This is a genomic window from Zestomonas ipomoeae (genome assembly GCF_057128665.1).
On record NZ_JBSKHQ010000017.1, the window covers coordinates 36,442 to 61,633 of the forward strand.

The 25,192-nt window shown below is 67.0% G+C and carries 29 protein-coding genes; 14 read left to right on the forward strand and 15 right to left on the reverse strand.

Annotation, left to right across the window (positions count from 1 at the left end; all coding sequences use genetic code 11):
- Positions 1-12: 12 nt before the first annotated feature.
- Complete coding sequence (locus tag ACWKV7_RS17370; RefSeq protein WP_483858950.1) at positions 13-1,995, reverse strand: sensor domain-containing diguanylate cyclase; 1,983 nt, start codon at positions 1,993-1,995, stop codon at positions 13-15.
- Positions 1,996-2,267: 272 nt separating this feature from the next.
- Here ACWKV7_RS17370 and trxB point away from each other — a divergent pair, with 272 nt between their 5' ends.
- Entirely contained in the window at positions 2,268-3,215 is a 948-nt protein-coding gene (gene trxB, locus ACWKV7_RS17375) for a thioredoxin-disulfide reductase (protein WP_483858951.1), read from the forward strand.
- A gap of 58 nt (positions 3,216-3,273) precedes the next feature.
- Here trxB and ACWKV7_RS17380 read toward each other — a convergent pair whose 3' ends face one another.
- The 3 genes from ACWKV7_RS17380 to ACWKV7_RS17390 all read right to left on the reverse strand — a co-directional run bounded on the left by ACWKV7_RS17380 (position 3,274) and on the right by ACWKV7_RS17390 (position 4,693).
- Positions 3,274-3,861, reverse strand: a complete 588-nt coding sequence (locus ACWKV7_RS17380) for a putative glycolipid-binding domain-containing protein (RefSeq protein WP_483858952.1) — start codon at positions 3,859-3,861, stop codon at positions 3,274-3,276.
- A 200-nt stretch (positions 3,862-4,061) separates the two neighbouring features.
- Entirely contained in the window at positions 4,062-4,403 is a 342-nt protein-coding gene (locus ACWKV7_RS17385) for a HopJ type III effector protein (protein ID WP_483858953.1), read from the reverse strand.
- Positions 4,400-4,693: a DUF1244 domain-containing protein gene (locus tag ACWKV7_RS17390; protein WP_483858954.1), complete on the reverse strand. Its 294-nt coding sequence runs from the start codon at positions 4,691-4,693 to the stop codon at positions 4,400-4,402. Before ACWKV7_RS17390 ends, ACWKV7_RS17385 begins: the two co-directional genes overlap by 4 nt.
- A 260-nt stretch (positions 4,694-4,953) precedes the next feature.
- On the opposite strand from ACWKV7_RS17390, the gene ACWKV7_RS17395 reads away from it, so the two are divergent.
- Entirely contained in the window at positions 4,954-5,946 is a 993-nt protein-coding gene (locus tag ACWKV7_RS17395) for an SDR family oxidoreductase (RefSeq protein WP_483858955.1), read from the forward strand.
- An 86-nt stretch (positions 5,947-6,032) separates the two neighbouring features.
- Here the strand turns inward: ACWKV7_RS17395 and folX are convergent, their stop codons facing one another.
- From folX to ACWKV7_RS17420, 5 genes are all read right to left on the reverse strand, one after another.
- Positions 6,033-6,407 (reverse strand): dihydroneopterin triphosphate 2'-epimerase, encoded by a 375-nt coding sequence (folX, locus tag ACWKV7_RS17400; protein ID WP_483858956.1) that lies wholly within the window; start codon positions 6,405-6,407, stop codon positions 6,033-6,035.
- Positions 6,408-6,410: 3 nt separating this feature from the next.
- A complete protein-coding gene (folE, locus tag ACWKV7_RS17405) occupies positions 6,411-6,971 on the reverse strand; it encodes a GTP cyclohydrolase I FolE (RefSeq protein ID WP_483858957.1) in 561 nt (186 codons plus the stop codon).
- Positions 6,972-6,991: 20 nt separating this feature from the next.
- Complete coding sequence (gene folM / locus ACWKV7_RS17410; RefSeq protein ID WP_483858958.1) at positions 6,992-7,702, reverse strand: dihydromonapterin reductase; 711 nt, start codon at positions 7,700-7,702, stop codon at positions 6,992-6,994.
- A gap of 109 nt (positions 7,703-7,811) precedes the next feature.
- Positions 7,812-8,351, reverse strand: a complete 540-nt coding sequence (locus ACWKV7_RS17415) for an antibiotic biosynthesis monooxygenase (RefSeq protein WP_483858959.1) — start codon at positions 8,349-8,351, stop codon at positions 7,812-7,814.
- A 171-nt stretch (positions 8,352-8,522) separates the two neighbouring features.
- Entirely contained in the window at positions 8,523-9,140 is a 618-nt protein-coding gene (locus ACWKV7_RS17420; RefSeq protein WP_483858960.1) for a hypothetical protein, read from the reverse strand.
- A gap of 171 nt (positions 9,141-9,311) precedes the next feature.
- Here ACWKV7_RS17420 and ACWKV7_RS17425 point away from each other — a divergent pair, with 171 nt between their 5' ends.
- From ACWKV7_RS17425 to ACWKV7_RS17455, 7 genes are all read left to right on the forward strand, one after another.
- Entirely contained in the window at positions 9,312-9,764 is a 453-nt protein-coding gene (locus ACWKV7_RS17425; RefSeq protein ID WP_483858961.1) for a flavodoxin, read from the forward strand.
- Positions 9,764-10,222 carry a cupin domain-containing protein gene (locus ACWKV7_RS17430; protein ID WP_483858962.1) on the forward strand — a complete coding sequence of 153 codons (459 nt, stop codon included), beginning with the start codon at positions 9,764-9,766 and terminating at the stop codon, positions 10,220-10,222. Before ACWKV7_RS17425 ends, ACWKV7_RS17430 begins: the two co-directional genes overlap by 1 nt.
- A 158-nt stretch (positions 10,223-10,380) precedes the next feature.
- A complete protein-coding gene (locus tag ACWKV7_RS17435) occupies positions 10,381-11,163 on the forward strand; it encodes a class II aldolase/adducin family protein (protein WP_483858963.1) in 783 nt (260 codons plus the stop codon).
- Complete coding sequence (locus tag ACWKV7_RS17440) at positions 11,160-12,047, forward strand: alpha/beta fold hydrolase (RefSeq protein ID WP_483858964.1); 888 nt, start codon at positions 11,160-11,162, stop codon at positions 12,045-12,047. Before ACWKV7_RS17435 ends, ACWKV7_RS17440 begins: the two co-directional genes overlap by 4 nt.
- The gene (locus ACWKV7_RS17445) at positions 12,040-12,570 is read left to right on the forward strand and encodes a DUF1569 domain-containing protein (protein ID WP_483858965.1); all 531 of its coding nucleotides are present in this window, start codon (positions 12,040-12,042) and stop codon (positions 12,568-12,570) included. Before ACWKV7_RS17440 ends, ACWKV7_RS17445 begins: the two co-directional genes overlap by 8 nt.
- A gap of 108 nt (positions 12,571-12,678) precedes the next feature.
- A complete protein-coding gene (locus ACWKV7_RS17450) occupies positions 12,679-13,590 on the forward strand; it encodes an SDR family oxidoreductase (protein WP_483858966.1) in 912 nt (303 codons plus the stop codon).
- 208 nt (positions 13,591-13,798) lie between these two features.
- A complete protein-coding gene (locus ACWKV7_RS17455; protein ID WP_483858967.1) occupies positions 13,799-14,566 on the forward strand; it encodes a crotonase/enoyl-CoA hydratase family protein in 768 nt (255 codons plus the stop codon).
- 822 nt (positions 14,567-15,388) lie between these two features.
- Here ACWKV7_RS17455 and ACWKV7_RS17460 read toward each other — a convergent pair.
- Both ACWKV7_RS17460 and ACWKV7_RS17465 read right to left on the reverse strand, forming a co-directional pair.
- Complete coding sequence (locus ACWKV7_RS17460; RefSeq protein WP_483858968.1) at positions 15,389-16,798, reverse strand: NAD(P)/FAD-dependent oxidoreductase; 1,410 nt, start codon at positions 16,796-16,798, stop codon at positions 15,389-15,391.
- A gap of 58 nt (positions 16,799-16,856) precedes the next feature.
- On the reverse strand, positions 16,857-17,660 hold the full coding sequence (locus tag ACWKV7_RS17465; protein ID WP_483858969.1) for a SirB1 family protein: 804 nt from the start codon (positions 17,658-17,660) through the stop codon (positions 16,857-16,859).
- 143 nt (positions 17,661-17,803) lie between these two features.
- On the opposite strand from ACWKV7_RS17465, the gene ACWKV7_RS17470 reads away from it, so the two are divergent.
- From ACWKV7_RS17470 to ACWKV7_RS17485, 4 genes are all read left to right on the forward strand, one after another.
- On the forward strand, positions 17,804-18,826 hold the full coding sequence (locus tag ACWKV7_RS17470; RefSeq protein ID WP_483858970.1) for a Leu/Phe/Val dehydrogenase: 1,023 nt from the start codon (positions 17,804-17,806) through the stop codon (positions 18,824-18,826).
- 114 nt (positions 18,827-18,940) lie between these two features.
- The gene (gene pdhA, locus ACWKV7_RS17475) at positions 18,941-20,035 is read left to right on the forward strand and encodes a pyruvate dehydrogenase (acetyl-transferring) E1 component subunit alpha (protein ID WP_483858971.1); all 1,095 of its coding nucleotides are present in this window, start codon (positions 18,941-18,943) and stop codon (positions 20,033-20,035) included.
- On the forward strand, positions 20,028-21,017 hold the full coding sequence (locus ACWKV7_RS17480; RefSeq protein WP_483858972.1) for an alpha-ketoacid dehydrogenase subunit beta: 990 nt from the start codon (positions 20,028-20,030) through the stop codon (positions 21,015-21,017). Before pdhA ends, ACWKV7_RS17480 begins: the two co-directional genes overlap by 8 nt.
- A 93-nt stretch (positions 21,018-21,110) precedes the next feature.
- The gene (locus ACWKV7_RS17485; RefSeq protein ID WP_483858973.1) at positions 21,111-22,220 is read left to right on the forward strand and encodes a dihydrolipoamide acetyltransferase family protein; all 1,110 of its coding nucleotides are present in this window, start codon (positions 21,111-21,113) and stop codon (positions 22,218-22,220) included.
- Positions 22,221-22,276: 56 nt separating this feature from the next.
- Here the strand turns inward: ACWKV7_RS17485 and ACWKV7_RS17490 are convergent, their stop codons facing one another.
- The 4 genes from ACWKV7_RS17490 to ACWKV7_RS17505 all read right to left on the reverse strand — a co-directional run bounded on the left by ACWKV7_RS17490 (position 22,277) and on the right by ACWKV7_RS17505 (position 24,370).
- The gene (locus ACWKV7_RS17490) at positions 22,277-22,558 is read right to left on the reverse strand and encodes a DUF3509 domain-containing protein (protein WP_483858974.1); all 282 of its coding nucleotides are present in this window, start codon (positions 22,556-22,558) and stop codon (positions 22,277-22,279) included.
- Positions 22,559-22,678: 120 nt separating this feature from the next.
- Positions 22,679-22,936: a YebG family protein gene (locus ACWKV7_RS17495; RefSeq protein WP_483858975.1), complete on the reverse strand. Its 258-nt coding sequence runs from the start codon at positions 22,934-22,936 to the stop codon at positions 22,679-22,681.
- A gap of 129 nt (positions 22,937-23,065) precedes the next feature.
- The gene (locus ACWKV7_RS17500; protein ID WP_483858976.1) at positions 23,066-23,539 is read right to left on the reverse strand and encodes a Crp/Fnr family transcriptional regulator; all 474 of its coding nucleotides are present in this window, start codon (positions 23,537-23,539) and stop codon (positions 23,066-23,068) included.
- A 75-nt stretch (positions 23,540-23,614) separates the two neighbouring features.
- Positions 23,615-24,370, reverse strand: a complete 756-nt coding sequence (locus ACWKV7_RS17505; protein ID WP_483858977.1) for a substrate-binding periplasmic protein — start codon at positions 24,368-24,370, stop codon at positions 23,615-23,617.
- Positions 24,371-24,625: 255 nt separating this feature from the next.
- On the opposite strand from ACWKV7_RS17505, the gene ACWKV7_RS17510 reads away from it, so the two are divergent.
- Positions 24,626-25,165 (forward strand): YaeQ family protein, encoded by a 540-nt coding sequence (locus tag ACWKV7_RS17510; protein ID WP_483858978.1) that lies wholly within the window; start codon positions 24,626-24,628, stop codon positions 25,163-25,165.
- The last annotated feature ends 27 nt before the right edge of the window (positions 25,166-25,192 follow it).

The window sequence follows — 25,192 nt, forward strand, 5'->3', positions numbered from 1 at the left end:
CGGCAACAGAGCCTATCGGCTTTGCGACTCCGGGAAAAGCGCCGGCTGGTAGAGGCAGGCGCGGTTGCGCTGCTGCTTGGCCTGGTACATGGCGGTATCGGCCGCCCGGATCAGGCTCTCGGCACCGCCGGCGTCGGCCGGGTACAGGGCGATGCCGATGCTCGGGGTGACGAAGTCGATGCGCTGGCCGCTGAGCATGAACGGCTCGCCGAGGGCCGCCAGCAGTCGCTCGGCGAGTGCCGAGGCCGTCTCGCCGCTGGCCTCGGGCAGCAACAGGGTGAATTCGTCGCCACCCAGGCGGTAGAGGCGCTCGGTCTGGCGCAGCGCGCCGCGCAGGCGCTCGGCGATGGCCACCAGCAAGGCGTCGCCGATGTCGTGGCCGAAGCGATCGTTGACTTCCTTGAACCGGTCCAGGTCGAGGTACAGCAGGGCCAGTGAACTGCGATTGCGCTGCGCCTGCTCCAGCTGGCCGTGCAACTGTTCGATGAAGGCCTTGCGGTTGCCCAGCCCGGTCAGGGCGTCGCGGTAGGCCATGTCCAGCAGACGATTCTGGTAGGACACCTGGTCGCTGATGTCGCGCAGGATCCCGCGATATCCCGCGAACCGGCCGTGGGCATCCTGGACCTGAGTCAGGCGCGTCTCGAAATGGCCGGGGCTGCCGTCCTCGCGGGTGTAGGGCGCGGAGAAGGTGGTGGCGCCGGCCTGACCGTCCACTTGCAGGAACATCTTGCGCGCCCGCTCGGCATCTTCGGCGTTGAGCACATCCTTGTAGGAGCGGCCGATCATCTGCTCCGGCTGCCGGCCGAACAGGCGTCCGAGGGCGCGGTTGGCGGTGCGCACGATGCCTTGTGGATCGATCTCGAAATAGCCGTCCTCGATGGTGTCGAGAATCAGCCGGTCGCGTGCCTCGCTCTGTTCCAGGCGCTCCAGCATCCGGTTCAGCTCATGGGCCAGGTGGCCCAGCTCGTCGTCGCCCTGGTCGCTCAAGCGGTCCAGGTGGGCCGCGTCGGTGTCGATGACGGCGATTTCCCTGTTCATGCGCTGCAGGCGCCGCAGTATCCAGCGGTCCAGCCCGAGGTAGATGAGCAGCACGGCGCTGCCGCCCACCAGCAGGGCCGCGGCGAGAAAAAAGCGAATTGCCTGGCGGCCCTCCTGGTAGAACAGCCGCGGCTTGTCGATGCGCAGATGCAGTTCGGGCTCGCCGTCGACATTGCGGAACAACAGATTGATCTGCTGATGCGAGTCGTCCAGCAGGTGCCGGGTGCTGATCTGGGCCGGTGGGTACAGCTCCGGCTGGCGTGCCGGCAGGTAGGCCCAGTCGACGGCCTGCTCGCTGGGCAGCAGCAGGTGCAGGCGGCCCTGGGCGCCTTCCTGCAGCCTGGCCAGGCGCACCTTGTCGATGATGTGGCCGGCGACAATGGTGCCCACCGGCGGTGCGGTGCCCAGGTTGTTGCTGATGGCGCTGCTGACCAGCAACAACGGCACGCCTTGTACCACGGCGAACTGGGCCAGGGCGTGCCGCGGATCGCCATGGTGCTCCAGGCCGCCCAGGCGCTGGGCGCGCAGAAGAATGGCATCGTGCAGGCGCTGCGCCGTTGGCGGCTCTGCGGCACCGAGCACCAGCAGGGACTCAGGGTCGGGTTGGGACCACATCTCGCCGATCGACTTGCCGCGCTCGTCGAAATAGACCACGAAGTCGAACGCGAGATTGACCAGCACGTCCATTTCCACGTGCTGGCGGATGAAGTCGCGCGAGGGGTGCTGGGCGAAGGCGTAGCTGGCATCCCACCAGGCATAGCTGCGCAGCATGTTCAGGTGACTCCTGATCTCGCTGTCGAGGTGCAGGTGCAACTGGCCGGCTTCGGCCAGCAGGCTTTGCTGGTCCTGGCGGTCGAAGCGACCGAGCAGGATGTTTTCCGACAACGCATAAACGATCGTCAGCGTCAGCGCGAGCAGTGGAGCGAAAAGCCAGAGCAGGCGGTTACGCAAGGTCATCGACAGGAATACCGCAGCGAAGAGAACAACCGTTGCCGGCGGGCGCGAGCGCCGCGCAGCGCGCGGTCGCCCTTGAAGTATAGCCGCGCTGGGCGGTAGGGCCGGAATAGACGCTGGCTATGGCGGGCATTGATATTCGGCATTTCCTCGGCCTGCCGCCGCTGCGTAGTCTTGGCGCCAGTTCCGGTTTTCCCAAGGCCCCACGTCCCTTCCTTCACGGTGGTGGCCTCTTTTCTTTGCACAAGCCGGCAGGCCGGCTGTAGGAGCTTGCGATGTCTGCGAACCGTCATGCCCGGGTGATCATTCTCGGCTCCGGCCCGGCCGGCTATACCGCCGCCGTCTATGCGGCGCGGGCCAATCTGAAGCCGCTGCTGATCACCGGCATGCAGGCCGGCGGTCAATTGACCACCACCACCGAGGTGGACAACTGGCCCGGCGATCCCCACGACCTCACCGGCCCGGCGTTGATGCAGCGCATGCAGGCCCATGCCGAGCGCTTCGAGACCGAGATCGTCTACGACCATATAAACGGCGTGGACCTGGCCGGCCAGCCGTTCACCCTGACCGGCGACAGCGGCACGTACACCTGCGATGCGCTGATCATCGCCACCGGTGCCAGTGCCCGTTATCTCGGCCTGCCCTCGGAGGAGGCGTTCATGGGCAAGGGCGTATCCGCCTGCGCCACCTGCGACGGCTTCTTTTATCGCAACCGTGAAGTGGCGGTGGTCGGTGGCGGCAACACCGCCGTGGAAGAGGCCCTCTACCTGGCCAACATCGCCAGCAAGGTGACCCTGGTGCACCGCCGCGACGCTTTCCGGGCCGAGAAGATTCTCCAGGACAAGCTGATGGCACGGGTTGCCGAGGGCAAGATCGAGCTCAAGCTCAACGCCGAGGTGGACGAGGTGCTGGGCACGCCGATGGGCGTTACCGGCATCCGCCTGAAGCGACACGACGGTTCGCTCGACGAGCTGGCGGTCGAGGGCCTGTTCGTGGCCATCGGGCATACGCCGAACACCTCACTGTTCGAGGGCCAGCTGGCGCTGAAGGATGGCTACCTGGTGGTGGGCGGCGGGCGCGACGGCAATGCCACCGCCACCAGCGTGCCCGGCGTGTTCGCTGCCGGCGACGTGGCCGATCACGTGTACCGCCAGGCGATCACCTCGGCGGGGGCCGGCTGCATGGCGGCCCTGGACGTGGAGCGCTACCTCGACGGTCTGTGACGCACCAGGTTCGACCGCCACAAGCCGGAAGCCCTGCACTCAGCGGGGCTTCCGGCTTTCAGGCGACGGCGTCCAGCGACAAGACCCGCGCGCCGGTCCGGCGGTACTGATCGTTGGCACTGATCAGCAGTGCGTGGCTGTCGACGGTCAGTTCGTTGGGCTTCCGGCCTTCCGCCTCGCAGCGGTACAAGGTCTGCCCCGGCTGTTGTTGCAGGCAGTGGTAGCGCTGGCTGCGCGGCTTGACTTCAAGGGTCAACAGGTCCACGTACGCCACCTGCATCTGCTCGCTCTGCCCGGCTTCCAGGGCGCAGCGCTGCAAGGCGGGAGTATGGGTGAAGGGGGAGGCGGAGAGCATGACCTGCTGGCATTCGGCGAGGTCCGGGCGGGGCATCCCGTTGTGGAACCATTGGCCACGAATGTCGCGGCGCAGGTCGAGGGTACGTTGCCCGTGGTTGTCGACCTTCAGCCAGAGCCGGCGAAAGCGCCAGCGCGGATCGCAGTCGAGCACGTAGGAGGCGGCGATGCTGTGGCCGTTGAGGCTCTGCATCAGGTGACTGCTGACATGGATGCCGTTGTCATCCACCTTCAAGCGCAGGTTTTCCACTCCGGGATTGTTCCAGGGTTTCCATACCAAGGTCTGCTGCATTTTCTAGCGACTCCAAGCCAGGTAAGGGCTCGGGAACCAGGAGGGAGCGGCTGGCGCCGAGGGACCCCCTCCTTGGCGGTCCCGATCACAGGTGCGAAGAGTAGCTCGGTTTTTTTGTGATGTCTGTCAGCTTTTGCCGACAGTGCGCAACTTTTTGCCTGGCTGGATGTCGCGCGGGTGATGATCTGGCCGACGCCTTCTCAAGCCTTGCGTATGAGCGGCTGCCGGGCGAAACGCACGCCGCCCAGGCCGTTCGCCATCAATGCCCGGATATTGCCGTGATCGCTGCCATCGGGCGTGGCGAGCACCGCGCGGTAGTGTTCGCCAAAGGCGCTGAGGGTCTCTTCCAGGCTGAGGCCTTCCAGTTGCGCGAATCCGAGGGTCTTGCAGGAACCCTCGTTCTGCCCGGCGGCATTCTCCACGCCGCCGTTGACGAAGGCGCTGGGCTGGTAGTCGTAATGCTCGGCGATGAACGCCAGGGTCTCGGCGAACAGATGGCGTTCGCTGCGCAGCCGCGCGCGAAAGTCGGCGAGCGCGGTCATTGCTTGGAACTCTTGTCGAAGGCGGCCTGTTGCGCGGGGGTGGCTTCCTTCTGGTACTTGGTCTTCCACTCGCTGTAGGGCATGCCGTAGATCTCTTCGCGGGCCTGCTCGGGGCTGACTTCCACGCCGATGTCGTCGGCCGCGGCCTTGTACCACTTGGACAGACAGTTGCGGCAGAAGCCGGCGAGGTTCATCAGGTCGATGTTCTGCACGTCGGGGCGGCTGCGCAGGTGTTGGACCAGGCTGCGAAAGGCAGCGGCTTCGAGTTCCAGGCGTTGTTCGTCGGTCATCATCTTGTCTCGGCTGACGGTGGTCGAAATCCCGATTCCGATAGGGGGGAACGGCTAACGGGCGCGATCATACTCCGGCTCGGGTGACAGTCACCAGCATAGGCGCCGGGCCGCGAAGGGGAACTTTTGCTGACGACCGAAGCCCACCCAAGACCTGTTCCAAGGTACCTGGACAATGACCCCGCGCAGCGTGAGGAGGGCCCGATGATCGCACTGAAACAACCTGCAGAGGGGGCCCTTGCGGTCCGGGGAGAGGCCTGATGGCGAGCAAGGGCGGCGAAGTGGTGGTGGTCAGCGGCGCATCCGCCGGGGTCGGCCGGGCGACGGCGGTGGAGTTCGCCCGGCGCGGCGCCCGCCTGGCCTTGCTATCCCGCGGCGAGGCGGGCCTGCAGGGCGCCAAGGCGGAAGTCGAGGCGGCGGGCGGTTCGGCCCTGGTCATCGCGGTGGACGTGGCGGACGCGGAGAAGGTCGAGGCCGCCGCGGAGCGCATCGAGGCCGAGCTGGGACCCATCGATATCTGGGTCAACAATGCGATGGTCACGGTGCTGTCGCCGGTCGAGCAGATGACCGCCGAGGAATACCGACGGGTGACCGAGGTGACCTACCTGGGCACCGTGTACGGCACCTGCGCGGCGCTCAAACGCATGCGCCAACGCAATCGCGGCAGCATCGTGCAGGTTGGTTCGGCACTGGCCTATCGCTCGATTCCGTTGCAGTCGGCCTATTGTGCGGCCAAGGCGGCGGTGCGCGGTTTCACCGACTCCTTGCGTGTCGAACTGATGCATGACGGCAGCGCAATCACTCTCACCATGGTGCAGCTATCGGCCTTCAACACTCCGCAGTTCGACTGGGCGCGCACGCGCATGCCCAAGCGTGCGATGCCGGTTCCTCCGGTGTTCCAGCCCGAAGTGGCCGCGCGCGGCATCGTCTGGGCGGCCTATCACCGGCGACGGGAGATGTGCATCGGCTTTCCGGCGGTCAAGACCATCTTCGGCAACATGCTGGTGCCCGGTTATGCCGACCGGGTTCTGAGCAAGATGGGCTACAGCGGCCAGCAGACCGACGAACCGCAGCCGCCGGGCCAGCCGGACAATCTGTTCCAGCCGGTGAACCGGGACATGGGCAGCCATGGCCGCTTCGACCATATGGCCCACGACCACAGCCGCCAGTTGTGGTTGAGCATGCATCGCAGCCAGATCGGTTGGGCCCTGCTGGCCCTGCTGGTTCTACTTGGGGTGCTGGCGCTGCTTTGAGGAGCTTGCCATTCTGGGCCAAGCTCTTGTGCCGACTCGTTGGCTACGCTGTGCTCAGCATCAACCTAGGGCTTGTGGAGCGCGGTTCAATCGCGCTCGGCGGCGAGGGTGATGGATACCGACTCGGCGAAGCGCAGCGCGTGGGGCTTGTCCACCTCGACTTCGGCATAGCGCACCGCCGGGTTCGCCATCACCAGGTCCAGCAGCTCCTGGGTCAGGCGTTCCAGGAGGGCGAAGCGGTTGTCCTCGACATGCTGGATGATCGCCTTGGTGATGGTGCGGTAGTTCAACGCGTGCTCGATGTCGTTGACCTGCACGGCATCGCCCGCCGGGTAGAAGATGCTCAGGTTGATCAGCACGTCCTGCTTGTTGCGGATCTCCTCGTCCTTGATGCCGATATAGGTGCGCACGCGCAGGTCCTTGACCCGGATGCGCGCCATGCCTGGTTGCAGTCGCGGCATGAGTTACTTGCTCCGTCCGATCAGTTGCAGGAATTCGTAGCGGGTGGTGCTGGATTCGCGAAAGGCGCCGAGCATCACCGAGGTGCTCATCACCGAGTTCTGCTTCTCCACCCCGCGCATCATCATGCACATGTGCTGTGCCTCGATGACCACCGCGACGCCGGCGGCATTGGTCACCTGCTGGATGGCCTCGGCGATCTGCCGGGTCAGGTTCTCCTGGATCTGCAGGCGCCGCGCGTACATGTCGACGATGCGCGCCACCTTGGACAGCCCCAGCACCTTGCCGGTCGGCAGGTAGGCGACGTGGGCCTTGCCGATGAAGGGCAGCAGGTGGTGTTCGCACAGCGAATAGAGCTCGACGTCCTTGACCATCACCATTTCGTCGTTATCTGAGGCGAACAGCGCGCCGTTGACGATCTCGTCGAGGCTCTGCTGATAGCCATGGCAGAGGTACTGCATGGCCTTGGCGGCGCGCTTGGGCGTGTCGCGCAAGCCTTCTCGCTCGGGGTCTTCGCCGAGGCCGAGGAGGATCTCGCGGTAGTGCTCTGGCATTTCGGGATGCATGGTAGGGTCCTCGCGGCGACTCATTTGAGATGGCGGCCGCCGTTGACGGTCAGGGTGGTGCCGGTCACGTAGGGGTTGTCCAGCAGGTAGCGCAGGCTCTGGTAGACCACCTCGGCGCCGGGTTCGATGCCGAGGGCGGATTTGGCCAGCGTCCTGGCGCGGTACTCGGGATCGTCGTGTTCGTGGAACAGCACCAGCGCCGGGGCGATGCCGTTCACTTTGACATGGGGGGCGAAGCGCGCGGCGAAGGACAGCGTGAGGTTGTCCAGGCCGGCCTTGCTGGCGCTGTAGGCGATGTGTTTCGCGCTGCCCTTGCGGGTCACGTCGTCGCCGATGTGCACGATATCGGCGCACGGCGAACGCCGCAGCAGCGCTTCGCAGTGCAGGTTGATCAGGTAGGGCGCCAGCATGTGCACGGTGAACAGTTGCTGGAACACCTCGGCTTCACGGCCGGGGCTTTCGCTGAGCCAGTCCGAGGCGTTGTGCACCACCGCGCGCAGGCTGTCGGTATGGCGTTTCAGGTCGGCAACGAAGGCGAGAATGCCCGCCTCGCTGGAAAAGTCCGCCGCCAGGGTCAGCGCACCGCGCTCGCGCAGGCGCACGAGGCCTTCGCGCTCGCTGCGATAGCTGACGATCAGCCGGTGGCCGTCGTCGAGCAGGCGTTCGGCACAGTGCAGGCCGACGCGGCGGCCGGCACCGGTGATCAGGATCGGGGCGGGGGATTCGGGCATGGGCGAAAAGCGTCGGTGCCGCTCTAAGGCTGGGAATGGGGGCGTCGGCCACGAAGCCCGGCGCCTGGCTGAAGGTAGCGCAGGCGCTGCCGTGGCACAACCGCAAGGCTCACTGGCGCGCCGGCCGACCCTGCAGCCACGGCGCCAGCAGGCGGGTGGAACAGGGAATGAACAGGTAGGTCATCAGTGGTGTCAGCGCCAGGGTGCTGAGCAGCACGCGCAGCGGCAACGGCCAGCTGTCCATGGCGCCGCCGAACAGCAGGTTGAAGGCCAGGGATACCGGGAAGAATGCCAGCCAGATGGCGACGCTCTGCTTCCAGCGCGGTGGCCGCTGTTCGCTGCTGCCGAACCAGGCGTCCAGGCCCAAGGCGCGCTTTTCCTGGGGTTCGGCGAACAGCCCGTTGCCGCGTTGCAGCCAGGCGTGGCGCAACGCGGAGTGCTCCCAGGCGCCGAGGCAGAATTCGTCGGCGAAGCGGAAGACGATCTGGAATTCATTGTCGTCTGGCGGCGGTGCCAGCACGCCGGAGCCGAGGTAGCCGGGGAATTGGGCGGCGAGCTGCTCGCCCTCGCGCAGCCAGGCGGTGAAATCGTGGTAGCGCCCAGGGGCGACGCGGCGCGCCACCATGAGGGTGACAGGGGACATGGTCAATCTCCGTAAGCCAGGCGGGCCAGCCGGATAGGCAGGCCCGCATCGCGCAGCGCCGGGGTGGTGGGCTGCGGGAAAAAACAGGCAAGGATTATTCCGGATTCGCGGAATTTTGCCAGCGCATCCCGATGACGGCCTCGAACGATCGACGAGGCCGCCGACCCGGGCGGGGGTTCAGGCCAGGTCGGTGGTGTAGTGCAGGCGCGGGTGCAGCTTGCGGTGCTGTTCGAAGATGAACTGGCGCAGGCGCTCGCTATGGCTGTGGTGGCACATTTCCAGGCGGTAGGCGAGCAGCTTCGCGCCGGTCTTGCGCACCAGGGTGCCGCGCAGCGGCAGGGACTCCTGCCCCGGTATCGGCAACCAGAACAGGAAGTGCTTGGGCGGCGGTTTCTGCCCGCGTACCTCCACCAGCAAGCCGGTGGGGGAAAGCTCGTGCACGCGCAGTGGGCTGGGCGTGCCGTCTTCTTCCAGCAGGGTCAGCGGCTGCTCGATCGGCAGGCGCCAGGAGCGCAGCACCGGGCCGGTTTCGAAGATGCCGGGCGCGCCCAGTTCCAGGTGCAGGGCGTGGAATTCGTCCTCGACCAAGTGCAGCGGAAAGCTGATGCGCTGGCCATCGAGGTTGGCTTCCAGGCTCAGGTTGGCCTGGGCCGCCAGTCGAGTGAGCGCGGCATTGGCCTGGGTGCCGCCGTCGATGCGAAAGCTCGGCACGCCGAGGCGAGCGGCCTGGGTGGTCTCCTGCTGCATCTGGCGGATAAAGGCCAGTTCGTCCTTGGTGAGAAGCGGATCTTCCATCATCGCTGCGCTCGGTAAACGGGTAGGTGAAAGGCAGGGAAGTCTGACAGCGGAAAAGACCCGTTGTTAGACGATCGTGCCGCTTTTGCGACCAGCGTCGCTGTTCCGCCCCCCGAGCCAGACGGTTGCGGCATAATGCGAGGCGTTTTTGCCACTGCTGCGGAGTCATGCATGAAAGTTGCCATTCTCTCGGGTTCGGTCTATGGCACCGCCGAGGAAGTCGCCCGGCATGCCGAGCGGGTCCTCGCCGCCGCCGGGCATCAAGCCTGGCACGATCCCCGCGCACAACTGGACGATGTGTTGGCGTTCGCCCCCGAAGCCTTCCTGGCGGTGACCTCCACCACCGGCATGGGCGAGCTGCCGGACAACCTGCAACCGCTGTACTACGCCATTCGCGATCACCTGCCGGCCTGGCATGGCTTGCCTGGCGGGGTGATTGCATTGGGGGACTCCAGTTATGGCGACACCTTCTGCGCCGGCGGCGAGCAGGTGCGCGAGCTGTATGTCGAGCTGGGCATTCGCGAAGTCGTGGCGATGCTGCGCCTGGATGCCAGCGAAACGGTCACCCCGGAAACCGACGCCGAGCCCTGGCTGGCCGAGTTCGCCGCGGCCTTGAGCGCCTGATGCACCCGCGCGCCGCCGAGCTGATCCGCGAGCTGCAACTGATCGCCCATCCGGAGGGCGGTTACTACCGTCGCCTGTTCGAGTCCGCCGAGCGTCTGCCGGGCGGGCGCGCCTGCTCGTCGGCGATCGTCTTCCTGCTGCCGGCCGGGGCGATCAGCCGCTGGCATCGCATCGATGCCGACGAGCTGTGGCACTTCTACGAAGGCGAGCCGCTGGAACTGCTGATCGGCGACTCGCCGGCCTCGGTGCGGCGGGAACTGCTCGGCCCGTTCGCCACCGATTGCCTGCCACAGCGCGCGGTGCCAGCGCATGCCTGGCAAGCTGCACGGGCGTTGGGCGCCTACAGCCTGGTCGGTTGCACCGTGGCGCCGGGGTTCGAGTTCGATGGCTTCTGCCTGCTGGCCGAGGATGCCCAGGCCCAGCGCGACTGGCCGCTGCTCGACCGAGCCTTTCTGTAGTCGCGGGCCATGCCCGCGCTGCGCCCGCGTGCAATGACTGGCCCGGGCCACCTCGGGCTGACCCGCACGGCCACCATCCTGGCTGCCAAGGCGACTTCCGCTCCCGCCAGGCGCCGCTAGACTCGACTCCATCCACAACAACAGTCGAGGAAGTTGCCGTGTCGATCGCCCATGCGTTGCCCCCGCTGGATGTCCAGGACCAGGTCAGTGCCGCCGAATGGCAGACCCGCGTCGACCTCGCCGCCTGCTATCGCCTAGTGGCGATGCACGGCTGGGACGACCTGATCTTCACCCATATCTCCGCCAAGGTGCCAGGCACCGAGGACTTCCTGATCAACCCCTACGGGCTGATGTTCCATGAGATCACCGCCTCCAGCCTGGTGAAGGTCGACCAGGCCGGCAACAAGCTGATGGATAGCCCCTACGAGATCAATCCGGCCGGCTACACCATTCACAGCGCGGTGCACGAGGTGCGCCACGACGTTGCCTGTGTGCTGCATACCCATACCGCGTCCGGCGTTGCCGTCAGCGCGCAGAAGCAGGGCATTTTGCCGATCAGCCAGCAGTCGCTGTTCGTGCTCTCCAGCCTCAGCTACCACGACTACGAAGGCGTGGCGTTGAACCACGAGGAAAAGGCCCGCCTGCAGGCCGACCTCGGCGAGACCAACTTCATGGTGTTGCGCAATCATGGTCTGATGACCTGTGCCAACAGCATCCAGGACGCCTTCCTGATGATGTTCATCTTCCAGCGCACCTGCGACATCCAGGTCATGGCCCAGAGCGGCGGCGCCGAGCTGATCCCGATCCCGCAGCCGATCCTGGCCGGGGCCAAGGCGATGGTCGCCGGGGTGACTCGCAGCGCCCAGGGCATGGGCGGGCAACTGGCCTGGCCGGCGCTGCTGCGCAAGCTGGACCAGCAAGACCCGGGTTACCGCCGTTGAGCGCGGTCGGCATCCCCCTGGGCGACTGGCGTGCCCGGGGCCGCGACTTCACCTTCAAAGCTCAGCGCATTCGCTACTGGATGACCGGGCAGGGCGAGCCGTTGTTGCTGATCCATGGCTTTCCCACCGCCAGCTGGGATTGGCACTATCTGTGGGCGCCGCTGGCCGAGCGCTACCGGGTGATCGCCTGCGACATGCTCGGCTTCGGCGACTCGGCCAAGCCGCGCGGCCATGAATACAGCCTGCTGGAGCAGGCCGACCTGCAACAGGCGCTGCTGGCGGAGCTCAGGATCGACGGCCCGGTACACGTGCTGGCCCACGACTACGGCGACAGCGTCGCTCAGGAACTGCTGGCGCGCCATCACGAAGGGCGCTTCCGGCTGGCCAGTTGCGTCTTCCTCAACGGCGGGCTGTTTCCGGAAACCCATCGCCCGGTGCTGGTGCAGAAGCTGCTGCTCAGCCCGCTCGGGCCTCTGTTCGGCCGACTGTTCTCGCGGGCCAGGCTGGCCGAGAGCTTCGCCAAGATCTTCGGACCGAACAGCCAGCCCAGCGCGGACGAGCTGGACGCCTTCTGGAGCCTGGTCGCCCAGCGCGATGGTCCGGCGATCATGCACCGGCTGATCCGCTACATGCCCGAGCGACGCGTGCAGCGTGACCGCTGGGTGGCGGCCATGCAGCGCGGCGGCGTGCCGCTGCGGGTGATCGACGGCGCGGTCGACCCGATCTCCGGCGCCCATATGGTGGCGCGCTATCGCGAGCTGATCCCCAATCCCGATTGCGTGCTGCTCGACGGCATCGGCCACTATCCGCAGACCGAGGCACCTCAACAGGTGTTGGTCCACTATCTGGAGTTTCGAGAGTCAAGGAGCGCCGCTCATGCGTAGACGAACCGTGCTGCAAGGCGCCGCCCTCGGCGGCGTCGCGATCGTTGCCGGCGGTTTCTGGGCCCTGCCCGGCGGCACGGCGCCGGCCGCGGTCAGCCTGGACGGGGCGCGGCAGGTCCTGGCCGGTCTGGCGGGACGGCCGCTGGCCAGCGTGCAGGGGTGGAGCCCGGCGGAAGTGTTCAACCATTGCGCGCAGAGCATCGAGTTCTCGCTGGATGGCTATCCCCAGCTGAAGCCCGCCTGGTTCCGCCACAGCGTCGGCCCGGCGGCGTTCGCCCTGTTCAGTGCCCGCGGCGCGATGCGGCACCCGTTGGGCGAGCCGATCCCAGGAGCGCCCGCGCTGGTCGAGCCGGCCACCCAGGAGGCCGCCCTGCAGCGCCTGCAAGCGGCCCTGGAGCGCTTCGCCGGCCATACCGGCGACCTGCAGCCACACTTCGCCTACGGTGCGCTCGATCATGAGGCCTATGCCCAGGCCCATGTGCTGCACCTGTACAACCACCTGAGCCTGATCCGGCCGGCCTGATCATCCCCACGCCTTATCGCGCACCATTCAGCGCCGGTCGCTTGATTGTGACGGGCCGGTGACTGACCGACACTCGGTGCATTGCCGAACCCGTTCAGGAGCCTGCCCATGAGTGAAGCCATTCGTTTCGAAGATAAAGTCGTCGTCGTCACCGGTGCCGGCGGCGGTCTCGGTCGCGCCCACGCGCTGCTGTTCGCCAAGCATGGCGCCAGGGTGGTGGTCAACGACCTGGGCGGCAGCACCCATGGCGAGGGCGCCAACGCCTCCGCTGCCGACCGCGTGGTCGCCGAGATTCGCGAAGCCGGCGGCACGGCCGTGGCCAACCACGACTCGGTGACCGACGGCGAGAAGATCGTGCAGGCCACGCTGGATCACTTCGGCCGCGTCGACGTGCTGGTGAACAACGCCGGCATCCTGCGCGACAAGACCTTCCACAAGATGGAAGATGCCGACTGGGAGCTGGTCTACCAGGTTCACGTCGAGGGCTCCTACAAGGTCACCCGCGCCGCCTGGCCGCATCTGCGCGAGCAGAACTACGGCCGGGTGATCTTCACCTCGTCCACCTCCGGCATCTACGGCAACTTCGGCCAGAGCAACTACGGCATGGCCAAGCTCGGTCTCTACGGCCTGACCCGTACCCTCGCCATCGAAGGGCGCAAGAACAACATTCTGGTCAACGCCATCGCCCCCACCGGCGGTACCCGCATGACCGAAGGGCTGATGCCGCCGCAGATGTTCGAGCAGCTCAAGCCCGAGCTGGTCAGCCCATTGGTGGTGTACCTCGCCAGCGCCGAATGCCAGGAGACCTCCGGGCTGTTCGAAGTCGGCGGCGGCTGGGTCGGCAAGACCCGCTGGGAGCGCAGCCTGGGTGTCGGCTTCGACCCGCGCGAGGGCTTCAGCCCGGAAGACGTGGCGGCCAACTGGCAGCGCATCTGCGACTTCGACAACGCCGTGCACCCGGCAGACAACCTCGAAGCGCTCAAGGAAATGATGGCGAACCTGCAGAAGTACGCCCTCTGATCGGACAGATTGGCGGGGGAATCGGCCAGCGGGCTGGCTTCCGGGCGTCAGGGTCTTAAGGTGAAAGGCCGGCAGCGATGCCGGCCTTTTCATTTGTAGGGGGGAATTTATTCGCCAGGCAGTCCACTGGCGGCCCATCCGGGGGCTGCTAGACAGCCCTCGGGTGAATGAATTCGCCCCTACCAGGACTTCAGCGCGGGAGGGAGACATGAGCGTCATCATCGAGAAAAACGGCCCGGTCACCACGGTGATCATTGATCGCCCGCAGGTGCGCAATGCGGTCGATCGGCCCACCGCCGACGCCCTGTCCGCGGCCTTGCGTGCCTTCGAGGCGGACGACGAGGCGCGGGTGGCGATACTGACCGGCGCCGGCGGTAACTTTTGTGCCGGTGCCGACCTGGCGGCGGTGGCCGAGGATGGCAGGCGTCGCAATCGACTGGCGCTGGATGGCGACGGCCCCATGGGGCCGAGCCGCCTGCTGCTCAGCAAGCCGCTGATCGCCGCCATCGAAGGCTACGCGGTGGCTGGTGGCCTGGAGCTGGCGCTGCTCGCCGATCTGCGGGTGATGGCCGAGGACGCCGTGCTCGGGGTGTTTTGCCGGCGCTTCGGCGTACCGCTGATCGACGGCGGCACCGTGCGTCTGCCGCGCATCGTCGGGCAAGGGCGGGCATTGGACTTGATTCTCACCGGCCGTCCGGTACAGGCAGACGAAGCGTTGCAGATGGGCCTGGCCAACCGCGTGGCGGACAGGGGCCAGGCCCGTGCCGTGGCTGAAGAGCTGGCCCGGCAGATAGCCGAGTTCCCGCAGCGCTGCATGCTCGCCGACCGGGCGAGCGCCTATCGGCAATGGGAGTTGCCGTTGCAACAGGCTCTGCTCAACGAATTCCGCGGCGGCCTGGGGGTGATCGAAACGGGCGAAACCCTGGCCGGTGCACAGCGCTTCAAGGCTGGGCAGGGGCGGCACGGGGCCTTCTAGCCTTATGTGGGGGACTGGCTGGCTGACGCCCGACCTCCGCGCGCCTGGGCCCCGGCTTTCGACGGGGAGACGGGCTTGTGGGAGTAGTGCAAGCGTTCTGCATGGGCGGGGCCTGGATCATCCGCTGCAGATGAAAATACCTCGTCCTACCGGCGCAGGCCGGTACCCAGGGGCAGGCAGTGCCGATGCCTGGAGCCCACGCGCCTGGGCCCCGACCTGCGCCGGGGAGACGGGTGTGGAGACTAGCGCAGTCGGTCGGCATGGGCGGGGCCTGGGTCATTCGTTGCAGATGAGAAAACCTCGTCGTGCCGGCAGTGCCGATGCCTGGAGTCCGCGCGCCTGGGCTCCGGCCTTCGCGGGGGAGACGGTTTGAGGGAGTAGTGCAGCGTTTTGCATGGGCGGGGCCTGGATCATCCGCTGCAGATGAAAATACCTCGTCCTACCGGCGCAGGCCGGTATCCAGGGGCAGGCAGCGCCGATGACTTGATTCCGCGCGCCTGGGCCCCGACCTGCGCCGGGGAGACGGGTGTGAGGGAGTAGCGCAGTCGGTCGGCATGGGCGGGCCTGGATCATCCGCTGCAGATGAGAAGTTCTCGTCGTGCCGGCGCAGGCCGGTACCCAGGGGCAGGCAGCGCCGATGCCTGGAGCCCACGCGCCTGGGCCCCGACCTGCGCCGGGGAGACGAGTGTGAGGGAGTAGCGCAGTCGGTCGGCATGGGCGGGGCCTGGGTCATTCGTTGCAGATGAGAAAACCTCGTCGTGCCGGCGTAGGCCGGTACCCAGGGGCAGGCAGTGCCGATGCCGGGAGTCTGCATGTCCTGGCTCAAGGCCCCATCAATCCTTCCAGTCCATCCGCCAATTTCTGCGCCAATCGGCGCCGCCAGGGCGGGCTGTGAGGATCGGCGAGCACCCGGTCCTCATGTACGAAGCCGCGCATGATCGCGCCGTAGGCCAGCCAGCGCAGGGGCTCGGGTTCCCAGGCACGCAGGCTGCGCAGCGGGCGGTCCTGGATCACCCAGGGCTGGCGGGTCAGGGCGCTGTCCTGTTCGAGGATCAACGCCGCCAGGGTGCGTCCGCCGAGGTTGCTGGCGCCGACGCCTTCGCCGCCGTAGCCGCCGGAGAGGGCGACGCGCTGCGTGCGGTCGATCAGCATGTGCGGCTGGAAGCGTCGCGCCATGCCCAGGTTGCCGCCCCAGGCGTGGCTGATGGGCGCGTTCCGCAAGAGCGGAAACAGCTCGCCAAACAGATGGCGGCGCAGGCCGATCTCATCGGCGCTCAGGTTGAAATCCTGGCGCAGCCGGCCGCCGAAGCGGTAGCCGCCGCGGGCGCCGAAGATCAGGCGGTCGTCGGCGCTGCGTTGGCCGTAGGTCACCTGGCGGCTGAATTCGCTGAAGGCCTGGCCGTGCTCCAGGCCGATTTCAGCCCACACGTCCGCCGGCATTGGTTCGGTGGCCACCAGCAGGCTCTGCACTGGCAATTGGTAGCGATGCAGCGGCCGCAGCTCGGCAGCGTAGCCTTCCACCGCCGGCACCACCCAGTGGGCGTGGACTTCCCCGTGGCAGGTCCGCACCCGGCCGGGTTGCCAGTCGCTGACCCGGCTGCGCTCGAACAGCTGCACGCCGAGTCGCTCGACCGCGCGGGCCAGGCCTCGCACCAGTCTGGCCGGCTGGATGGTCGCGCAGTGCGGGCTGTAAATGGCGCCGAGGGCGCCAGCGATGCGTAGCTGTTCGCTCAGCTCGGCAGGCGCCAGCCAGCGGTAGTCATGTTCGCTCAGCCCTTCGCCATGCAACGCGTCCAGCCAGGCCCGCAGGCGGGCCTCCTGCTCCGGGTAGCGCGCCGCGCAATAGAGCACACCGCCCTTGCGGTAATCGCAGTCGATGCTTTCGCGGGCCAGGACCTCGGCCACCTCATCGGGAATGCTGTGCAGCAGGTCGAAGCCGGCGCGGCGTTGCGCCGCCGGCAGGCCGGCGAGGAGACGGTCCTCGCCGAGCAGGTTGCCCATCAGCCAGCCACCGTTGCGTCCGCTGGCGCCGAAACCGGCGGTTTCGGCTTCGAGAATGGCGATGCGCAACTCGGGGGCCTGGCGCTTCAGGTAGTAGGCGGTCCACAGGCCGGTGTAGCCGGCGCCGATAATGGCCACGTCGACGTCGAGCGACCCATGCAAGGCCGGTCTCGGTTCGAGCGCTTCGTCGAGGCGATCCATCCATAGGCTGATCTGGCGCCAGGCTGGCATAGGGGCGGTTTCCGTGGGCGAGGGGAGGCGGCAGCATGCCCGACGGCGGGCTGCCTGTTCAATGCAGGGCCGGTGCCCGGGCCAGCCGGTGCAGACGCTGGGTCAGCTGCAGGCGCTGCGCCGCGTCGTCGCTGAGCAGCAGGGCGCGCTGCAGGTCATAGCGCTCGGCCTGGGGGCAGTCCAGTTCGCGATAGATATCGGCGCGGGCCAGGTGGTCGGCGCCGGTCGGCGGGCCGAGATGCAGGACGCGCTCGGCATCTTTCAGCGCGGCCAGCGCATCGCCGGCCTGCAGATGCAGGTGGCGCAGGTTGCGCGACAGACGCAGCAGCATGGCGCGGGCGTCGCAGGTGTGCAGGTGGCCGGCGTCGAGTTCCGCCCGCGGGCCGAACTGGCGCGCCAGCAACTCGCGGCAGTCGCGGGTATACAGGCGCCGACCGCCGCAGGGGTCGAGCAGGTGGTCGGCGCCGGGTACGCGCAGCAGGAAGTGGCCGGGAAAGTTCACGCCGGCCAGCGGGATGTGCAGCCGCCTGGCCAGTTCCAGGGCGATCAGCGCCAGGCTCAGCGGCTGGCCCCGGCGGCGTTGCAGCACGTGATGGAGCAGGGCGGCCTGCGGGCGCAGCGGGGAGCCCTCGTCTTCGTGGAAGTCCAGCGCGTTGAGCTGGCGCAGCAGCGGCTGGGCCAGCTCCCGCTCGGGCAGGTCGGGCAGGCAGACGGCGACCCGTTGCTGCAGGTCGGTGAACTCGCGGAGCAACTGCGCCGGGCTCGCCGCAGGATCGTGTTCGGCGGCGATCCACAGTGCGGCCTCGAGCAGGGCGGGCGGATCGCGATCAAGGCAGTCGAGGCAGGCCTGGCGGGGGCTCATGGAAATCTCCACAGGGACTTCCTAGGGGTGTAGCCGGGTGGTCAAATTTCGTCCAGTGCTGGCGGTCGGCCAGTGGTCGTCGCCGGGCGCGTCCGGGGTTGCTGCCTATACTGCTTTTAATATTCAGCAAGGGAGCCCCCGCCATGTTCGCCATGATGGAAGCCGCCCGGCTTGAGGCGTTGCATCTGGCCCAAGACCCGGCCACCGGCCTCAAGGCAATCATCGCCATCCACAACACCCGCCTCGGCCCCGCCCTGGGAGGATGCCGCTACCTTGCCTATCCGGACGAGAGCAGTGCCATTCGCGACGCCGTGCGCCTGGCCCAGGGCATGAGCTACAAGGCCGCGCTGGCCGGGCTCGACCAGGGCGGCGGCAAGGCGGTGATCATCCGGCCGCCGCACCTGGAGAATCGCGGCGCCTTGTTCGAGGCGTTCGGCCGCTTCATCGAAACCCTCGATGGACGCTACATCACCGCCGTGGACAGCGGCACTTCCAGCGCCGACATGGACTGCATCGCCCAGCACACCAACCATGTCACCAGCACCACCAGCGAGGGCGATCCTTCGCCGCACACCGCCATGGGCGTGTTCGCCGGAATCCGCGCCACCGCCCAGGCGCGTCTCGGCAGCGACGATCTGGAAGGGCTGCGCATCGCCATCCAGGGCCTCGGGCACGTCGGCTATGCGCTGGCGGAGCAATTGGCCGCAGCGGGCGCCGAATTGCTGGTCAGCGACCTCGACGCTGGCCGCGTGCAACTGGCAGTGGAGCAACTGGGGGCGCGTCCGGTGGCCAGCGACGCGCTGCTGAGCACGCCCTGCGACATTCTTGCGCCCTGTGGTCTGGGGGGCATTCTCAGTGCCGATAGCGTCGGCAAGCTGCGCTGCTCGGCGGTCGCCGGGGCGGCCAACAACCAATTGTCCTGTGTCGAGATCGCCGACGAGCTGGAGGCGCGCGGCATTCTTTACGCACCGGATTACGTGATCAACGCCGGCGGCCTGATCTACGTCGCGCTGCGCCACCGCGGCCAGGAACTCCCGGCGATCACCGCCCATCTACGCAAGATCAGCCTGCGCCTGACCGACATCTACGCCCATGCCCAGGCCGACAAACGCTCGCCGGCGCGGGTGGCCGACGCCCAGGCCGAGCGCCTGCTATACGGCCCGTGACACCTTGCTATCCCCGGAGCGGATCGGACCACCGGCGACCCGCCCCAGCTTGACCCGTCCGCCACAAGCGGCGGCCCAGAAGACGCGCCCACAAGGCGCTAAGGAGTAGCCGTAATGCCCCACAGCAAGATCGATTTGCCCTTTACCCGCTACCTGTCCCCCGATGGCCGCCTGCTCGGCGAGCTGCCGGCGTGGGCGGACGACTTCAACCTGCTCACCGGCCTCTACCGGGAAATGGTGCTGACCCGCCTGTTCGACCAGAAGGCCGTGGCCCTGCAGCGCACCGGGCGCATCGGCACCTACGCGCCGACCCTCGGCCAGGAGGCAATCGGTGTCGCCATCGGCAGCCTGATGCAGCCTGAGGACGTGCTGGTGCCCTACTACCGCGATACCGCCGTGCAACTGATGCGCGGGGTGAAGATGGAGGAAATTCTCGCCTACTGGGGCGGCGACGAGCGCGGCAGCGCCTACGCCGACCCGGCGGTGGCGCAGGACTTCCCGCTCTGCGTGCCGATCGCCACCCAGGCCCTGCATGCCTGCGGCGTGGCCACGGCGTTCAAGATCCGTGGCGAGCATCGGGTCGCCGTCACCACTTGCGGCGATGGGGCCACCAGCAAGGGCGACTTCCTCGAAGCGCTGAACGTCGCCGGTGCCTGGCAGCTGCCGGTGGTGGTCGTGGTCAACAACAACCAGTGGGCGATTTCGGTGCCGCGGCGCATCCAGTGCGGCGCGCCGACCCTGGCGCAGAAGGCCATCGGTGCCGGCTTCCACGGCGAGCAGGTGGATGGCAACGACATGCTGGCCGTCTATGACCGGGTTCGCGTCGCCCTCGACCGTGCCCGCCACGGTAAAGGCCCGGCGCTGCTGGAGTGCATCAGCTATCGCCTGGGCGACCACACCACCGCCGACGATGCCACCCGCTACCGTCCGGCCGAGGAGGTCAAGCAGGCCTGGCAGGAGGAGCCGATCAAGCGCCTGCAGGCGTTTCTTGCTGGCCAGGGCGTCTGGGACGAGGGGCGCGAACAGGCCTTGATCGCCGAGTGCCAGGCCGAAGTGCAGCAGTCGGTGGAAGCCTTCGAAGCGCTTGGCACCCAGCCCCCCGAAGCGGCGCTGGACTACGTCTACGCGCAGTGGCCGGCGGCGCTGGCCGAGCAGCGCGAGATGCTGCTGGAGCGGGCGGCCCGTCGCGAGGAGGCACGCCATGAGTGAGCAGAAGAAGATCAGCATGCTGGAGGCCATCAACCTGGCGTTGCACCGGGCCATGGCCGAGGACGAGAACGTGGTGGTGCTCGGCGAGGACGTCGGCGTCAACGGCGGCGTGTTCCGCGCTACCCTTGGCCTGCGCGACGCCTTCGGCTTCAAGCGGGTGATCGACACGCCGCTGGCCGAGACCATGATTGGCGGCCTGGTGGTCGGCATGGCCGCCCAGGGCCTCAAGCCGGTGATGGAAATCCAGTTCATGGGCTTCATTTATGCGGCCATGGAGCACCTGGTGTCCCACGCCAGCCGCATGCGCAACCGCACCCGTGGCCGGTTGACCTGCCCGATGGTGCTGCGCACGCCGATGGGTGCCGGCATTCGCGCGCCGGAACACCACAGCGAGAGCACGGAGGCGATGTTCGCTCACATCCCCGGCGTGCGCGTGGTGATTCCATCCTCGCCGGCGCGGGCCTATGGCCTGCTGCTCGCCGCCATCGACGATCCCGATCCGGTGCTGTTCCTCGAACCGACGCGGTTGTACCGGATGAATCCGCAGCCGCTGGTGGACGATGGCAAGCGCCTGCCGCTGGACAGCTGCTTCACCCTGCGCGAAGGCAGCGATCTGACCCTGATCAGTTGGGGCGGCAGCGTGCATGAAACCCTGCAGGCCGCCGCCCGCCTGGAAGAGCAAGGCATCGCCGCCGAGGTGATCGACGTCGCCTGCGTCAAGCCGCTGGACCTGGACACGCTGGAAGCCTCGGTGCGCAAGACCGGCCGCTGCGTGATCGTGCACGAGGCGCCGAAGAGCTGCGCGGTGGGTGCGGAGATTGCCGCCAGCCTCTATGAGCGCGCGCTGCTCGACCTGCAGGCGCCGATCCAGCGGGTTACCGCGCCGGACATTCCGCCGCCGTTGTACCGCCTGGAGCAACTGTACATGCCCGGCGTCGAGGACATCCTCGCCGCCTGCGACACGGTCTTGAACTACGCCTAGCGCTGGCCCTGTAGGAGCGGGCCATGCCCGCGAAGGCGCTATGAGCCTCGGACATGGCTTGGCCCTGCGGCGGCCAAATCAGGAGAGAACGCGATGAAATACTTCAAACTGCCCGACCTGGGCGAGGGCTTGCAGGAAGCCGAGATCGTCGAGTGGCACGTCAAGCCCGGCGACACGGTGAAGGCCGACCAACTGCTGGTGTCGGTGGAAACCGCCAAGGCCCTGGTGGACATCCCGGCGCCCCACGACGGCGTGGTGGCCAAGACCTTCGGCGGCGAGGGCGACATCCTGCACGTCGGCGAGCCGTTGCTGGCTTACGAAGGCGACGATGCCGATGCTGGCACCGTGGTCGGTCGCCTCGAAGGCGGTGGCGACGCGCAGGCCGACAGCTTCTTCGTCGGTGCCGCGCCTTCGACCCGCGAGCACCTGGCACCACGGGCCACCCCGGCGGTGCGACAACTGGCGCGGCAGATGGGCGTCGACCTGGCCGGGCTGAGCGGCAGCGGCCCCGACGGGCTGATTACCCGCGGTGACGTGGAGGCGGTGAGCCAGAGTGCACGGGACAAGTTCGGTGGGGAGAAGCTGCGCGGCGTGCGGCGCAGCATGGCGATCAACATGGCCAAGTCCCATGCCGAAGTGGTGCCGGTGACCATCTATGGCGATGCCGACCTGCACCGCTGGGGCAAGGCCCGCGACCCGCTGATCCGCCTGGGCAAGGCCATTGCCGCGGCAGCCCGCGTCGAGCCGGTGCTCAATGCCTGGTTCGACGGCAAGGGCCTGTCGATCAAGCTGCACGAGCAGCTCGACCTGGGCATCGCCGTGGACACCCCGGACGGCTTGTTCGTGCCCGTGTTGCGCAACGTCGGCGGACGCGACGCGGAGGACCTCAAGCAGGGCATGGCACGCCTGCGGGTGGACGTGCAGGCCCGTTCGATTCCGCCGAAGGAAATGATGGGCGCGACCATCACTCTCTCCAACTTCGGCACGCTGTTCGGCCGCTACGCCAACCCAGTGGTGGTGCCGCCGCAGGTGGCGATCATCGGTGCCGGGGGCATTCGCGACGAACCGGTGGCGATGGGCGGGGAAGTGGTGGTGCACCCGATTCTGCCGTTGTCGCTGACTTTCGATCACCGGGCGGTCACCGGCGGCGAGGCGGCGCGCTTCCTCAAGGCCCTGGTTCAGGCCCTGGAAGCGCCGGAATAGGATGCTGGCAGAGGATCGGTCGACGAACGGCCGATCCTCCGGTCAGAACGCGGGGATCAGGACGGATTGGCGGCTACGCTGTAGCCGCCGTTCATCGCCGCCAGCAACTCCGGCGAGGCCTGGCCGTTCTCGATGGCCAGGCCGAACCGCACGCTCATGATGAAGCGCTGCAGTTTCTCGGGATTGCGCCACTGGTCGGCCGTGATGAAGCGCTTGACCACCGCACCCTCGCCGTTGGAGAGGGTCAGCACAATGCTGCCATCGGGGCGCTCGACGCTGAAATTCACGCAGTAGTGAGCCTGGAAGGCGTTGCTGATCATCTGGAAGGGACTGTCCATTGCGCGGCACCAAGTCTGTAGGTCTGAGCAATGGACCGGGTGCTCCGGGGCAAGTTCTCCGCGCAACGGACGGCTCGTCGCGCCGCCGGCCAGGGCGACCGGCGGTAGCGAGCGGGCGGGTTACTGCTCGGCGGCGTTCAGCTCGGCGAGGGCATCCGGGCTGCTCTTGAAAGCCTTGGCGAACACGTCGCGGTTCTTCGCCATGAAGATGCCCAGTTCCTCGGCCTGTTGCTCGTTCAGCGACGGCACCGCCTGCTGCAATACGCCGGACAGCGACTCGGCCAGTTCCAGCATCTTGTCGTAACGATCGGCTTCGGCCTTATCCATAAACAAACGCTCCGGGTCTCTGCTGCTGCGGTACACCACTTCGACGGCCATTCATCACCTCATATGCCTTCATGCTGACAGGTTACTGATACTGGTTATTTGTACAGTTGGTGGCGCAGTGTAGGTCGCCCGGCGGCGTTTGACCAGCCCGGCGTCGCCGCAGGGAAAGCGGCGCGGACCTCATACCTGCTGGTTGACCAGCCGGCCATCGGCCATGCGCAGGCGCTTGGACAGCGACACGGCGATGGCGCGGATCAGTTTGGCCGCCACCTTCGGCGCCTCGTTGAGCATCTTTTCCAGGGAGTCCTTGGCCAGGGTCAGCAGCAGGCAGTCGCTGGCAGCGATGCAACTGGCCGAGCGCCGCTCGCCGTCGAGCACCGCCATCTCGCCGAAGGCGCGGCCGGGGCGCAGCCTGGCGATCTCGACGGTTTGCTCGTCGGCGTTGGTCTTGTGCACCGCTACGGTGCCGCTGTTGAGAATGCACATGAAGGTGCCGGCATCGCCTTCGCTGAAGATGACCTGGCCCTGGGCGACCTTGCTGACGCTGAAGTAACCGGCGGCAATCTGCAGTTCGCCGGATTGCAGGCTGTCGAACAGGCCGCAGTCCAGCAGCATGTTGCGGATCGAATCGATAAGCGCGGATTTCTCGGACATGGTTCGGCTTGCATGGCGGGATCGCGCCTGAACTTAGCAGTGCGAGGCGAGGTTGGCCAGCCACCGGCGGCGGCGTCACTTGTAGTTGTTGATGATGTCCAGGTAGCGCTGCTGCTGTTTCAGCCTGTCCAGCCCGGCCTGCAACTGCTGCAAGGATGCATCGTCGACGTCGAGGCTGAAGGCGTAGTACATCTGGCCCTCGGTGAGCACGTATACCGGCTCGAAGTCGCTACTGTTCAACCCAAGGCGCTTGAGAAACCAGGTGGCCGTCACTTCGTCGTAGGCCCACAGATCGACCCGGTCCTTGTTCAACATGTTGGCGATGGACACCGCATTGGCCGAGAGTTGCAGGTCTTTGTCGGCGATGCCCAGCCCCCGTACCAGGAGGTGGCCGATGTCCTCGCGGATCGCGCCGATCTGGTAGGCGGCGAGATCGGCAGGAGAGTTCACCTTGATCTGCCGCGCCTTGCGCGCCATCAGCACCACGCGGGTGGCGATGACCGGCCCGACCCATTTGAACAGCGGCTTGCGTGCTTCGGAGTAGGTCATGGCGAAGAGCATCACCCCCGGTCCCTTCTGCACCAGCTGGTAGCCGCGTGCCCAGGGCAGCGAGCGGATGTCCTTGCGCTCCAGCGGCAGGCCGGCGGCTTCCGCCGCCTCCAGCAGCACATCGACGGTGATGCCGCGGGCGATGCCACTCTCGGTGTAGTTGTAGGGAGGAAACTCCTCGGTGAAGATCTGCAGGGCTTGCCAGTCGTTTTCGGCCAGCGCAGGGCCGGTCATCCAGCACAGCAGCAGGTAAACGAGCGCCCGGTAACGTCGCATAGCCATACGACCCACCTCCGATTGGAAGGAGTGCTGCGGATTGATGAGCGATGGTTCTGTTTGAACCTAGTCCAGCGCCGCTGCGGTGTCGACCGTTGGCGAGTGCCTGCCTTGGAGAAAGAGGAAATAAATCAGCGAGTAAAAACGCATAACGGCGGTGCCTGACGGTTTTCCGCCACCCCCGGCGGTGTGCCGCGCAGGTGTCGGGCGGGTGCTTTCCGGGTAGACTGCCGCCTCCGCGCCCGCCCAGGAAGCCCGTCAATGGCTCTGCCGTCCACGCCGTACAAAGTCGAAATGAACCTCACCGATCTGGATCGCGGGGTCTACGAGAACCTGCGCTTCACTGTGGCCAAGCATCCCTCGGAAACCGAAGAACGCCTGGTGGTGCGCCTGCTGGCCTATGCGCTCTGGTACGGCGAGCAGCTCGCCTTCGGCCGTGGCCTGTCGGACGTGGACGAGCCGGCCCTGTGGGAGAAGAGCCTCGACGACCGCGTGCTGCACTGGATCGAAGTCGGCCAGCCGGATGCCGAGCGCCTGACCTGGTGTTCGCGCCGCACCGAGCGCGTCAGCCTGCTGGCCTACGGCAACCTGCGGGTCTGGCAGGGCAAGGTGGTCGATGCGGTGAAGGGGCTGAAGAACCTGAATATTGCCGCCATCGATTCCGACACGCTGACCGAACTGGCCCGCGACTTGCCGCGCAGCATCGGCTGGAGCGTGATGATCAGCGAAGGCACGCTGTTCGTCACCGACGAGAACGGCCAGCACGAAGTGCCGCTAGAGTGGCTGCTTGGCGAACGCTGAGCGCGCCTGCTTCGAATCCCGAGAAAC

What these genes read in the sequence shown, in the direction of transcription:
- ACWKV7_RS17370 (WP_483858950.1), bottom strand. Translation starts at nt 1,995, where the DNA reads ATGACCTTGCGTAACCGCCTGCTCTGGCTTTTCGCTCCACTGCTCGCG.
- trxB (WP_483858951.1), top strand. Translation starts at nt 2,268, where the DNA reads ATGTCTGCGAACCGTCATGCCCGGGTGATCATTCTCGGCTCCGGCCCG.
- ACWKV7_RS17380 (WP_483858952.1), bottom strand. Translation starts at nt 3,861, where the DNA reads ATGCAGCAGACCTTGGTATGGAAACCCTGGAACAATCCCGGAGTGGAA.
- ACWKV7_RS17385 (WP_483858953.1), bottom strand. Translation starts at nt 4,403, where the DNA reads ATGACCGCGCTCGCCGACTTTCGCGCGCGGCTGCGCAGCGAACGCCAT.
- ACWKV7_RS17390 (WP_483858954.1), bottom strand. Translation starts at nt 4,693, where the DNA reads ATGACCGACGAACAACGCCTGGAACTCGAAGCCGCTGCCTTTCGCAGC.
- ACWKV7_RS17395 (WP_483858955.1), top strand. Translation starts at nt 4,954, where the DNA reads ATGGCGAGCAAGGGCGGCGAAGTGGTGGTGGTCAGCGGCGCATCCGCC.
- folX (WP_483858956.1), bottom strand. Translation starts at nt 6,407, where the DNA reads ATGCCGCGACTGCAACCAGGCATGGCGCGCATCCGGGTCAAGGACCTG.
- folE (WP_483858957.1), bottom strand. Translation starts at nt 6,971, where the DNA reads ATGCATCCCGAAATGCCAGAGCACTACCGCGAGATCCTCCTCGGCCTC.
- folM (WP_483858958.1), bottom strand. Translation starts at nt 7,702, where the DNA reads ATGCCCGAATCCCCCGCCCCGATCCTGATCACCGGTGCCGGCCGCCGC.
- ACWKV7_RS17420 (WP_483858960.1), bottom strand. Translation starts at nt 9,140, where the DNA reads ATGGAAGATCCGCTTCTCACCAAGGACGAACTGGCCTTTATCCGCCAG.
- ACWKV7_RS17425 (WP_483858961.1), top strand. Translation starts at nt 9,312, where the DNA reads ATGAAAGTTGCCATTCTCTCGGGTTCGGTCTATGGCACCGCCGAGGAA.
- ACWKV7_RS17430 (WP_483858962.1), top strand. Translation starts at nt 9,764, where the DNA reads ATGCACCCGCGCGCCGCCGAGCTGATCCGCGAGCTGCAACTGATCGCC.
- ACWKV7_RS17445 (WP_483858965.1), top strand. Translation starts at nt 12,040, where the DNA reads ATGCGTAGACGAACCGTGCTGCAAGGCGCCGCCCTCGGCGGCGTCGCG.
- ACWKV7_RS17450 (WP_483858966.1), top strand. Translation starts at nt 12,679, where the DNA reads ATGAGTGAAGCCATTCGTTTCGAAGATAAAGTCGTCGTCGTCACCGGT.
- ACWKV7_RS17455 (WP_483858967.1), top strand. Translation starts at nt 13,799, where the DNA reads ATGAGCGTCATCATCGAGAAAAACGGCCCGGTCACCACGGTGATCATT.
- ACWKV7_RS17460 (WP_483858968.1), bottom strand. Translation starts at nt 16,798, where the DNA reads ATGCCAGCCTGGCGCCAGATCAGCCTATGGATGGATCGCCTCGACGAA.
- ACWKV7_RS17465 (WP_483858969.1), bottom strand. Translation starts at nt 17,660, where the DNA reads ATGAGCCCCCGCCAGGCCTGCCTCGACTGCCTTGATCGCGATCCGCCC.
- ACWKV7_RS17470 (WP_483858970.1), top strand. Translation starts at nt 17,804, where the DNA reads ATGTTCGCCATGATGGAAGCCGCCCGGCTTGAGGCGTTGCATCTGGCC.
- pdhA (WP_483858971.1), top strand. Translation starts at nt 18,941, where the DNA reads ATGCCCCACAGCAAGATCGATTTGCCCTTTACCCGCTACCTGTCCCCC.
- ACWKV7_RS17480 (WP_483858972.1), top strand. Translation starts at nt 20,028, where the DNA reads ATGAGTGAGCAGAAGAAGATCAGCATGCTGGAGGCCATCAACCTGGCG.
- ACWKV7_RS17485 (WP_483858973.1), top strand. Translation starts at nt 21,111, where the DNA reads ATGAAATACTTCAAACTGCCCGACCTGGGCGAGGGCTTGCAGGAAGCC.
- ACWKV7_RS17490 (WP_483858974.1), bottom strand. Translation starts at nt 22,558, where the DNA reads ATGGACAGTCCCTTCCAGATGATCAGCAACGCCTTCCAGGCTCACTAC.
- ACWKV7_RS17495 (WP_483858975.1), bottom strand. Translation starts at nt 22,936, where the DNA reads ATGGCCGTCGAAGTGGTGTACCGCAGCAGCAGAGACCCGGAGCGTTTG.
- ACWKV7_RS17500 (WP_483858976.1), bottom strand. Translation starts at nt 23,539, where the DNA reads ATGTCCGAGAAATCCGCGCTTATCGATTCGATCCGCAACATGCTGCTG.
- ACWKV7_RS17505 (WP_483858977.1), bottom strand. Translation starts at nt 24,370, where the DNA reads ATGGCTATGCGACGTTACCGGGCGCTCGTTTACCTGCTGCTGTGCTGG.
- ACWKV7_RS17510 (WP_483858978.1), top strand. Translation starts at nt 24,626, where the DNA reads ATGGCTCTGCCGTCCACGCCGTACAAAGTCGAAATGAACCTCACCGAT.